The 10,227-nt window shown below is 71.1% G+C and carries 7 protein-coding genes; 4 read left to right on the forward strand and 3 right to left on the reverse strand.

Annotation, left to right across the window (positions count from 1 at the left end; translation table 11 throughout):
- Positions 1-43: 43 nt before the first annotated feature.
- Positions 44-433, reverse strand: coding sequence for a secondary thiamine-phosphate synthase enzyme YjbQ (locus AWC03_RS01450; RefSeq protein WP_208859496.1), 390 nt, complete (start codon positions 431-433; stop codon positions 44-46).
- Between the two features lie 185 nt (positions 434-618).
- Between AWC03_RS01450 and AWC03_RS01455 the strand changes: the two genes are divergently transcribed.
- Entirely contained in the window at positions 619-1,242 is a 624-nt protein-coding gene (locus tag AWC03_RS01455) for a hypothetical protein (protein WP_085238754.1), read from the forward strand.
- Between the two features lie 54 nt (positions 1,243-1,296).
- Here AWC03_RS01455 and AWC03_RS01460 read toward each other — a convergent pair whose 3' ends face one another.
- The gene (locus tag AWC03_RS01460; RefSeq protein ID WP_085238755.1) at positions 1,297-1,632 is read right to left on the reverse strand and encodes a hypothetical protein; all 336 of its coding nucleotides are present in this window, start codon (positions 1,630-1,632) and stop codon (positions 1,297-1,299) included.
- On the reverse strand, positions 1,629-3,005 hold the full coding sequence (locus tag AWC03_RS01465; RefSeq protein WP_085238756.1) for a replication-associated recombination protein A: 1,377 nt from the start codon (positions 3,003-3,005) through the stop codon (positions 1,629-1,631). The genes AWC03_RS01460 and AWC03_RS01465 overlap by 4 nt, the downstream gene beginning before the upstream one ends.
- Before the next feature lie 91 nt (positions 3,006-3,096).
- Between AWC03_RS01465 and AWC03_RS01470 the strand changes: the two genes are divergently transcribed.
- From AWC03_RS01470 to AWC03_RS01480, 3 genes are all read left to right on the forward strand, one after another.
- Entirely contained in the window at positions 3,097-3,930 is an 834-nt protein-coding gene (locus AWC03_RS01470; protein WP_085238757.1) for a hypothetical protein, read from the forward strand.
- Between the two features lie 117 nt (positions 3,931-4,047).
- On the forward strand, positions 4,048-7,431 hold the full coding sequence (locus tag AWC03_RS01475) for a transglutaminase family protein (RefSeq protein ID WP_085238758.1): 3,384 nt from the start codon (positions 4,048-4,050) through the stop codon (positions 7,429-7,431).
- Positions 7,431-10,118, forward strand: a complete 2,688-nt coding sequence (locus tag AWC03_RS01480) for a circularly permuted type 2 ATP-grasp protein (RefSeq protein WP_085238759.1) — start codon at positions 7,431-7,433, stop codon at positions 10,116-10,118. The genes AWC03_RS01475 and AWC03_RS01480 overlap by 1 nt, the downstream gene beginning before the upstream one ends.
- Positions 10,119-10,227: the final 109 nt, after the last annotated feature.

The raw sequence follows: 10,227 nt of genomic DNA on the forward strand, positions 1-10,227 counted from the left end.
TCTGCTCCAGCCTATTCGCCGGACTGGTGGATGTAGCGGGCCGCTAGCCCTCCAGGAAGCTCAGCCGCACCGACCGCTGCGGGTTGTCGCGGTTCAGGTCGACTAGCACGATGCTTTGCCAGGTGCCCAGCATCGGCTCCCCGCCGGAGACCGGCACCGTCACCGACGGCGCGACGAGCGCCGGCAGCACGTGGTCGGCGCCGTGACCCGGCGAGCCGTGCGAATGCCGGTAGCGGTCGTCGCGGGGCAGCAGCCGTTCGAGCGTGTCGACCAGGTCGTCGTCGGAGCCGGCCCCCGTCTCGATGATGGCGACGCCGGCCGTCGCGTGCGGGACGAACACGTTGCACAAGCCGTCGCCCCGCGACCAGCAGAAGCCGCGCACCGCCTCGGTCAGGTCGACGATGCGGCGCCGTGTGGTGTCCACGTCCAGCACATCGGTATGCATTCGGACCAGCCTACGGGCCGCCCGCCGGGCCTGCTCAAGACCGGCCAACCGTTTGTGAGCGCGGCCACATCAGGGCATTGCGGCGGGTAGCGGGCAGGAGGAAGGTAACTGGTGGGGCCGGTGGCGCCACCGGGGCCCGCTCAATTACCAGCCCCGACAGAGAGGGGTCAGCCGTGTACGCACGCTCTACCACCATCCAGGCGCAGCCCTTGTCGGTCGACATCGGAATCGCGCACCTGCGCGATGTCGTCATGCCGGCACTCGAGGCGATCGACGGCTGCGTCGGACTGTCACTGTTGGTCGACCGGCAGTCCGGAACCTGCATCGCCACCAGCGCGTGGGACAGCATCGACGCCATGCGCGCCAGCGCCGAGCGGGTCGCCCCGATCCGCGATCGGGCCGCCCTGATGTTCGACGGCAGCGCGCGCGTCGAGGAGTGGGACATCGCTTTGCTGCACCGCGACCATCCCTCCCGGCAGGGGGCCTGCGTGCGGGCCACCTGGCTCAAGGTGGTGCCCGATCAGCTCAGCCGATCGCTGGACTTCTACCGGTCCTCGGTGCTGCCGGAGATGGAGCATCTCGACGGGTTCTGCAGCGCCAGCCTGTTGGTGGACCATCCCGCGTGCCGGCGGGCGGTGTCGTGCTCGACGTTCGACTCGATGGACGCCATGGCCCGCAACCGCGACCGGGCGACCGAGTTGCGCAGCAGGCGCGTGCGGGAGCTGGGCGCCGAGGTGATCGACGTCGCCGAATTCGAGTTGGCGATCGCGCACCTGCGGGTGCCCGAGTTGGTCTAACCGCGGGCTTTCGCCTCGAGTGTGCGGCCAGCCGCACATGGGGCGTCGAGCCTTTCAGGGCAGCGCGTCGCCGGGGAATCCCCGGCAGGGGTGCACCTGGTAGGTGAAGACATTCGCCGCCACCCCGGGGTCCTCCTGCATGATCGCGGTGGTCTCGTCGACCGTGGCGGCGAACACCCCGATGCCGCACACGTCGGACTCGTCGGCGACCGGCAGCACCACGGCCAGCACGCCGTCGTCGCGCAGCCCGAAATTGCGCCGCCCGTGCTCCCAGATGATCGCCGGCGACGACTCGTCGCCGAACCGGGGACCCCGCTTGAGGACGACGACGCTGTATTCCCTGGCGCTGGGCAGCAGCTCGCCCATCTCCTGGTCGGTGAAGTGCTTCACGCCCGTCCCCGCTTCCCGCGGATGATCGCCCGCAACCGTTCCAGCCGCCCGGCCATCTCCCGCTCGCCGCCGCGGCCGGTCGGCCGGTAGTAGTCGACGCCCGCCAGCTCGTCCGGCGGGTACTGCTGGGCGACGACGCCGTCGGGATCGTTGTGCGAGTACCGGTAACCCTGCGCGTGCCCCAGCGCCGCCGCGCCGGAATAGTGCCCGTCGCGCAGATGCGGCGGCACCAGCCCGGCCTTGCCCGCCTTGATGTCGTCCATCGCCGCCGCCAGCGCGGTGGTGACGGAGTTCGACTTGGGCGCGGTGGCCAGGTGGATGGTGGCGTGCGCCAGCGTCAGCTGCGCCTCGGGCATGCCGATCAGCTGCACGGTCTGGGCGGCGGCCACCGCGATCTGCAGGGCGCTCGGATCGGCCATGCCGATGTCCTCGCTGGCCAGGATCATCAGCCGGCGGGCGAGGAACCGCGGGTCCTCCCCCGCGACGAGCATGCGGGCCAGATAGTGCAGCGCCGCGTCGACGTCGGAGCCGCGCACCGACTTGATGAAGGCGCTGATGACGTCGTAGTGCTGGTCGCCGTCGCGGTCGTAGCGCACCGCGGCCTTGTCCAGCGACTGCTCGATGGTCTCGACGGTGACCGACTCGGTGGCCGCCTCAGCCGATTCCGCCGCCACCTCCAGCGCGGTCAGCGCCCGCCGGGCATCCCCGGCGGCCAGTCGGACCAGCAGATCGAGGGCGTCGTCCGTCACCGCGACGCGACCGCCCAGCCCGCGGGGATCGGCGATCGCCCGCTGCACCACGGTGCGGATGTCGTCGGCGCTCAGCGGGCGCAATTGCAGGATCAGCGACCGGGACAGCAGGGGCGCCACCACCGAAAACGACGGGTTCTCGGTGGTCGCGGCCACCAGCAGCACCACCCGGTTCTCCACGGCGGACAGCAGGGCGTCCTGCTGGGTCTTGGAGAACCGGTGCACCTCGTCGATGAACAGCACCGTCTGCTCGCCGTTGAGAAGCGCGTGCCGCGCCTTCTCGATGACGGCACGCACCTCCTTGACACCGGCCGACAGCGCCGACAGCGCCTCGAACCGCCGGCCGGTGGCCTGGGAGATCAGCGCGGCCAGCGTCGTCTTGCCGCTGCCCGGCGGGCCGTAGAGGATGGCCGACGCCACGCCGGATCCCTCGACGAGGCGGCGCAGCGGCGAGCCGGGCGCCAGCAGGTGCTGCTGCCCGACCACTTCGTCCAGCGAGGCCGGGCGCATGCGCACCGCCAGGGGCGCGCCGGCCGACACACCCAGGCCGTGATTGCCCCCCGGCTGCGCCCCGGGCAGGTCACTGGGCATGTCAAACAGACCGTCGGACACGGCTTCAGGCATACCACGGAATTTAATCCGGGCGGCGGGGACACATCTTTGCTAAGTTCCCGTGTGCGCGTGCCCACAGGTTGAGTCAACAGCTAGGACGGACATGAGCCAGCCTCCCGAGAATCCCGGCACACCGGCCGACCCGCACGGCAGCGAACACAACCCGCCCGGCTATCCCCCGCCGCCCAGCTATGGGGCCCCGCCCAAGCCCGCGTTCAGCGTGGGCGAGGCGTTCAACTGGGCGTGGAACACCTTCACCAAGAACGCCGCGGCGTTGATCGTCCCCGCGCTGGTCTACGGGCTGCTGATCGGGGTGGCCGTCGCGCTGCTCACGCTGAGCCAGAACATGGCCACCGCCACGAACTCCGACGACTACGACTTCACCTTCACGACGAACCTGACCGGCCCCGGGTACGGGCTGCTCACCCTCGGCTACCTGGTGGCCTACGCGGTGAGCGCGTTCGCGCAATCGGCGTTCCTTTCCGGCTGCCTCGACCTCGCCGACGGCCGCGCGGTGACCATCGGCTCGTTCTTCAAGCCACGCAACCTCGGCATGGTGTTTCTGGCCGTGCTGATCGTCGAGGTCCTCACCTCGCTCGCGTCGGTGTTGTGCTTCGTCCCGGGCCTGGTGCTGGGCATCTTCACCCAATTCACCGTCCCGTTCGTGATCGACCGCTCGGAGTCGGCCATCAAGGGCTTCACGTCCAGCTTCTCGCTCGCCGGGTCGAATTTCGTCAACGCCCTGCTGGTGTGGTTGGTCGCGCTCGCGTGCGGCATCGTCGGGGCGCTGCTGTGCGGCATCGGCCTGCTGGTGGCGGCGCCGGTCGCGTCGCTGGTGATCATCTACGCCTACCGCAAGCTCTCCGGCGGCCAGGTCGTCCCCGTGCCGCAGCCGGGTTACCAGGCCGGCCCGCCGCCGGGGCCGCAGCCGGCGTAACCGCCGGCATCAGCGCAGGCGGCGGCCGGTGTTACGGCGCTGTTAGCCGCGGCTGCGGTGCGCTGCGGCCGCGTGCCGCCTGTGATGAGATCACCTTGATATGAGCATCAAAGTGATATGAGCATCAAAGTCGCGCTGGAGCACCGCACCAGCTACACCTTTGACCGGCCGGTCCGGGTGTATCCGCACGTCGTGCGGCTGCGCCCGGCGCCCCATTGCCGCACGCCGCTGGACGCCTACTCGCTGCGCGTCGAGCCCGAAGAGCACTTCATCAACTGGCAGCAGGACGCGGTGGGCAATTTCCTTGCGCGCCTGGTGTTCCCGAACCCCATGCGTCGACTGACCATCACGGTCGGGCTGATCGCCGACCTCAAGGTGATCAACCCGTTCGACTTCTTCATCGAGGACTGGGCCGAAACCTGGCCGGAAGGCGGGTTGACCTACCCCAAGGAGCTGGCCGCCGACCTGGAGCCCTACCTGCGGCCCGTCGACGAAGACGGCGAGGGCTCGGGCCCCGGCGAGCTCTCCCGGGCCTGGGTGCGCAAGTTCTCGGTGCCCGACGGCACGCGCACCATCGACCTGCTGGTCGCCCTCAACCGCGCCGTCCACGCCGACGTCGCCTACAGCGTGCGGATGGAACCGGGCGTGCAGACACCGGATCACACGCTGCGGACCGGGGTCGGCTCGTGCCGCGACTCCGCGTGGCTGTTGGTGTCGATCCTGCGGCAGCTGGGCCTGGCCGCCCGCTTCGTGTCCGGCTACCTGGTGCAGCTGGCCTCCGACGTCGAGGCGCTCGACGGGCCCTCGGGTCCCGCCGCGGACTTCACCGACCTGCACGCCTGGACCGAGGTGTACATCCCGGGTGCGGGCTGGATCGGGCTGGACCCGACGTCGGGGTTGTTCGCCGGCGAGGGCCACATCCCGCTGGCGGCCACCCCGCAGCCGGCCTCCGCGGCGCCCATCAGCGGCGGCACCGAACCGTGCGCATCCGAGCTGGAGTTCTCCAACACCGTCACCCGCGTCCACGAGGACCCCCGCGTCACCCTGCCCTACACCGATGCCGCATGGCGGACGATCTGCGAGGTCGGCTCGCGCGTCGACGAGCGTCTCGCGGCCGCCGACGTGCGGCTGACCATCGGTGGTGAGCCGACGTTCGTGTCGGTGGACAACCAGGTCAGCGCGGAGTGGACCACCGCCGCCGACGGCCCGCACAAGCGGCAGCGCGCCTCCGACCTGGCCGCGCGCCTGAAGACGGCGTGGGCGCCGACCGGGCTGGTGCAGCGCGGGCAGGGCCGCTGGTACCCGGGAGAACCGTTGCCGCGCTGGCAGATTGCGTTGTATTGGCGCACCGACGGGCGTGCGCTGTGGAACGACGACGCGCTGCTGGCCGATCCGTGGGGGGACCGCCCGGCCCCCGTCGACGACGACGCGGGCCGCCGGCTGCTCGCCGGGATCGCCGACGGCCTCGGGTTGCCGCCGTCGCAGGTGCGGGCCGCCTACGAGGACCCGCTGCACCGGCTGGCGACCAAGGTGCGGCAGCCCGACGGCGACCCGGTACACCCCGCCGACGACCTCGGTTCAGACGACCTCGGTTCAGACGACCTCGGTTCAGACGACTTGGGCCCCGACGACACCGCGGACTCCCCCGCCGCTCGCTCCGCGCTGCTGGCCCGCCTCGACGAGTCCGTCAGCGCCCCAGCGGCTTTCGTGCTGCCGCTGCACCGCCGCGACGACGGCCTGGGCTGGGCCAGCGCCGACTGGCGCCTGCGCCGCGGCCGGATCGTGTTGCTGCCCGGCGATTCTCCGGCGGGCCTGCGCCTGCCGCTGGATTCCATCAGCTGGCGGCCGCCGCGCCCGTCGTTCGACACCGACCCCCAGACCGTCGGGGACGACGCGCTGGCGCCCGAGCCGGGCACCGCGGTCGTGGAGGACCCCGACACCGCGCCGCCCACCGCGATGGTCGCCGAGGTCCGCCAGTCAAGCCACGGCGGCCTGCTCTACCTCTTCATGCCGCCCACCGAGGCGCTGGAACACTTCGTCGACCTCATTTCCCGCGTCGAGGCCGCCGCCGCCGAGATCGGCTGCCCGGTGGTCATCGAAGGCTACGACCCGCCGCCGGACCCACGGCTGCGCTCGACGACGATCACCCCGGACCCGGGCGTCATCGAGGTCAACGTCGCGCCCACCGCCAGCTTCGCCGAGCAGAGCCAGCAGCTCGAAACGCTGTATGAGCAGGCGCGATTGGCCCGGTTGTCGACCGAGTCCTTCGACGTCGACGGGACCCACGGCGGCACCGGCGGCGGCAATCACATCACGCTGGGCGGCGTCACGCCCGCGGACTCCCCGCTGCTGCGGCGGCCGGACCTGCTGGTCTCGCTGCTGACCTATTGGCAGCGGCACCCGTCGCTGTCGTATCTGTTCGCCGGCCGGTTCGTCGGCACCACCTCGCAGGCGCCGCGCGTCGACGAGGGCCGCGCCGAGGCGCTGTACGAACTGGAGATCGCGTTCGCGGAGATCGCGCGGCTGTGCGCGGGCGGCGCCCCCAAACCCTGGGTGATCGACCGCGCGCTGCGCCACCTGCTGACCGACATCACCGGCAACACGCACCGCGCCGAGTTCTGCATCGACAAGCTGTACAGCCCCGACAGCGCCCGTGGCCGGCTCGGCCTGCTGGAGCTGCGCGGCTTCGAGATGCCCCCGCACCTGCGGATGGCGATGGTGCAGTCGCTGCTCGTGCGCTCGCTGGTGGCGTGGTTCTGGGACGAACCCCTGCGCGCCCCGCTGATTCGCCACGGCGCCAACCTGCATGGCCGATACCTGTTGCCGCACTTCCTGATTCACGACATCGCCGACGTGGCGGCCGACCTGCGCGCGCACGGCATCGCGTTCGAGACCAGCTGGCTGGACCCGTTCACCGAGTTCCGCTTTCCGCGCATCGGCACCGCGGTGTTCGACGGCGTGGAGATCGAGCTGCGCGGGGCGATCGAGCCGTGGAACACCCTGGGCGAGGAGGCCACCGCCAGCGGCACCGCCCGCTACGTCGACTCATCGGTCGAGCGCATCCAGGTCCGCATCATCGGCGCCGACCGCCACCGCTACGTGCTGACCGTCAACGGCTACCCGGTGCCGCTGCTGGCCACCGACAACCCCGACATCCACGTGGGCGGGGTGCGGTTCAAGGCCTGGCAGCCGCCGAGCGCGCTGCACCCCACCATCAGCACCGACGTCCCGCTGCAGTTCGAGCTGATCGACCTGACGACGGGCACGTCCCGCGGCGGCTGCACCTATCACGTCGCGCACCCCGGCGGGCGGGCCTACGACGAGCCGCCCGTCAACGCCGTCGAAGCCGAGGCGCGCCGCGCCCGCCGTTTCGAGGCGACCGTCTTCACCCCCGGCAAGCTCGACCTGTCCGCCATCCGGGAGAAGCAGGCCCGCATCTTCACCGACGTCGGCGCGCCGGGCATCCTCGACCTGCGCCGCGTGCGTACCGTGCAGCGGTAATGGTGTTTGCCGACAGGACATTCGGCGCCGGCGCAGCCCCGGCGGCCGCTGGCGGCCGCCACGAAGACGGCTACGAGGACCGCTACGACGCCGACCGCCTGCTGGCCGGGTACCGGGCCGCGCGCGCACAGGAGGCGCTCTTCGACGTTCGGCACGGCCCGGCCGCCGGCTACGACGAGTTCGTCGACCGGGACGGGAACGTGCGGCCGGCCTGGGCTGAGTTGGCCGACACCATCGCCGAGCGTGGCCGGGCGGGGCTCGACCGGTTGCGCTCGGTGGTGCGCGGCCTGATCGACAGCGACGGCATCACCTACACCGACGTCGATCCCGGCGAGCACGGGCTGGAGCCGCGGGCGTGGATTCTGGACACGCTGCCGCTCGTGCTGTCGGCCGCGGAGTGGGAGGGCCTCGAGGCCGGGCTGACGCAGCGGTCCCGGTTACTCGACGCCGTGCTCGCCGACCTGTACGGGTCGCGCAGCCTGCTCACCGACGGCATCCTGCCTCCGGAGTTGCTGTTCGCCCATCCCGGCTATGTGCGCGCCGCCAACGGCATCGAAGTGCCCGGGCATCACCAGCTTTTCCTGCACGCCTGCGACGTCAGCCGGTTACCGGACGGCAGCTTCCGGGTCAACGCCGACTGGACGCAGGCGCCGTCGGGCGCCGGCTACGCGCTGGCGGACCGGCGCGTCGTCGCGCATTCGATTCCCGATCTCTACGAACGGATCGTGCCGCGCCCGACGACGCCGTTCGCCCAGGCGCTGCGGCTGGCGCTGATCGACGCCGCGCCCGATGACGCGCAGGATCCGATGGTGGTGGTGCTCAGCCCGGGCATCTTCTCCGAAACCGCGTTCGACCAGGCGTATCTGGCCACGCTGCTGGGTTTTCCGTTGGTGGAGAGCGCGGACCTGGTGGTGCGCGACGGCAAGTTGTGGATGCGCTCGCTGGGCACCCTGAAACGGGTCGACGTCGTCCTTCGCCGGGTCGACGCCGACTATGCCGATCCGCTGGACCTGCGGGCCGATTCCCGGCTGGGCGTGGCCGGACTGGTGGAGGCGTGCCACCGCGGGACGGTGACCGTGGTCAACACGCTGGGCAGTGGAATCCTGGAAAACCCTGGGCTGCTTCGGTTTTTGCCGAAGCTATCCGAGCACCTGCTCGCCGAGGCCGCCCTGCTGGAGACCGCGCCGGTGTACTGGGGCGGCATCGCCGCCGAACGTTCGCACCTGCTGGCCAAACTGTCGTCGCTGCTGATCAAGTCCACCGTTGGCGGGAAAACCCTTGTCGGGCCGACCCTTTCGTCTCATCAACTGGCGCAGTTGGCCGCCCGCATCGAGAAGATGCCGTGGCAGTGGATCGGCCAGGAGCTGCCGCAGTTCTCGTCGGCGCCCACCGACCATGCCGGGGTGTTGTCGTCGGCCGGCGTCGGCATTCGGTTGTTCAACGTCGCCCAGCGCGGCGGATACGCCCCGATGATCGGTGGCGTGGGCTACGTGCTGGCGCCCGGGCCGGCCGCGTACACGCTGCAAACCGTTGCCGCCAAGGATGTCTGGGTGCGGCCGACGGAGCGCGCGCGGGCCGAGGCGGTGAGCCTGCCGTCGCCCGCACCGCCGGCGAAGACGGCCGCCGGCACCTGGGGCGTCAGCTCACCGCGCGTGCTGTCCGACCTGTTCTGGATCGGCCGCTACGGCGAGCGCGCGGAGAACATGGCGCGCCTGCTGCTCGTGGCCCGGGACAGGTTCCACGTCTACCGGCATCAGCAGCACACCGAGGAAAGCGAATGCGTGCCGGTCCTGATGGCCGCCCTGGGCCGGATCACCGGCACCGACTCCCCGGCCGACCAGGACAGCGCCGGTGACGGGGCCGAGATGATCGCCGTCGCCCCCTCGACCCTGTGGTCGCTGACGGTGGATCCGGACCACCCCGGATCGCTGGTGCAGTCGGTGGAAGGCCTGGCGCTTGCCGCCAGGGCGGTGCGCGACCAGCTGTCCAACGACACCTGGATGGTGCTGGCCGGGGTCGAGCGCGCGCTCGCCCAGCGGCGCGAGCCGCCGGATTCGCTCGCCGAGGCCGACGCGCTGCTCGCATCGGCTCAGACGCAGACGCTGTCCGGGATGCTGACCCTGGCCGGGGTGGCCGGCGAGTCGATGGTGCGCGACGCGGGCTGGACGATGATGGACATCGGCAAGCGGATCGAACGGGGCCTCTGGCTGACCGCGCTGTTGCGGGCCACGCTGACCGCGGCGCGCGGCCCCGCCGCCGAACAGACGATCATCGAGGCGACGCTGGTGGCGTGCGAGTCCTCGGTCATCTACCGGCGCCGCACCGTGGGGAAGGTCAGCGTCGCCGCCGTGACCGAGCTGATGCTGTTCGACGCTCAGAACCCGCGGTCGTTGCTGTATCAGGTGGAGCGGCTGCGGGCCAACCTGAAGGACCTGCCGGGGGCGTCGGGGTCGTCGCGCCCGGAGCGGCTGGTGGACGAGATCGGCACTCTGCTGCGCCGCTCGCATCCTGCCCAGCTGGAAGTCGTCAGCACCGAGGGGCTGCGCGCCGAACTGGCCGGCCTGCTCGGTTCGGTGCACGCGGGACTGCGCGAGCTCGCCGAGGTGATCACCACCACGCAGTTGGCGCTGCCCGGTGGCATGCAACCGCTGTGGGGCCCCGACGTCCGCCGGGTGATGCCGGCCTGACGGTCTGAGCCACCGCGCGCATCGCAGATGCGCGTTGCGTCAATCGGGTTCGTCGTCGTCTTCGTGGTGGAGGAGTCGTTCGGGGTGGTGGTAGCTGTTGGTGCGGGGT

Origin of the sequence: Mycobacterium europaeum, assembly GCF_002102155.1 — a bacterium.
Taxonomy (GTDB): Bacteria; Actinomycetota; Actinomycetes; order Mycobacteriales; family Mycobacteriaceae; genus Mycobacterium; species Mycobacterium europaeum.

Excerpts from the sequence above, each read along its gene's own strand:
- AWC03_RS01480 (WP_085238759.1), top strand. The coding sequence starts at position 7,431 with ATGGTGTTTGCCGACAGGACATTCGGCGCCGGCGCAGCCCCGGCGGCC.
- AWC03_RS01465 (WP_085238756.1), bottom strand. The coding sequence starts at position 3,005 with ATGCCTGAAGCCGTGTCCGACGGTCTGTTTGACATGCCCAGTGACCTG.
- AWC03_RS01475 (WP_085238758.1), top strand. The coding sequence starts at position 4,048 with ATGAGCATCAAAGTCGCGCTGGAGCACCGCACCAGCTACACCTTTGAC.
- AWC03_RS01470 (WP_085238757.1), top strand. The coding sequence starts at position 3,097 with ATGAGCCAGCCTCCCGAGAATCCCGGCACACCGGCCGACCCGCACGGC.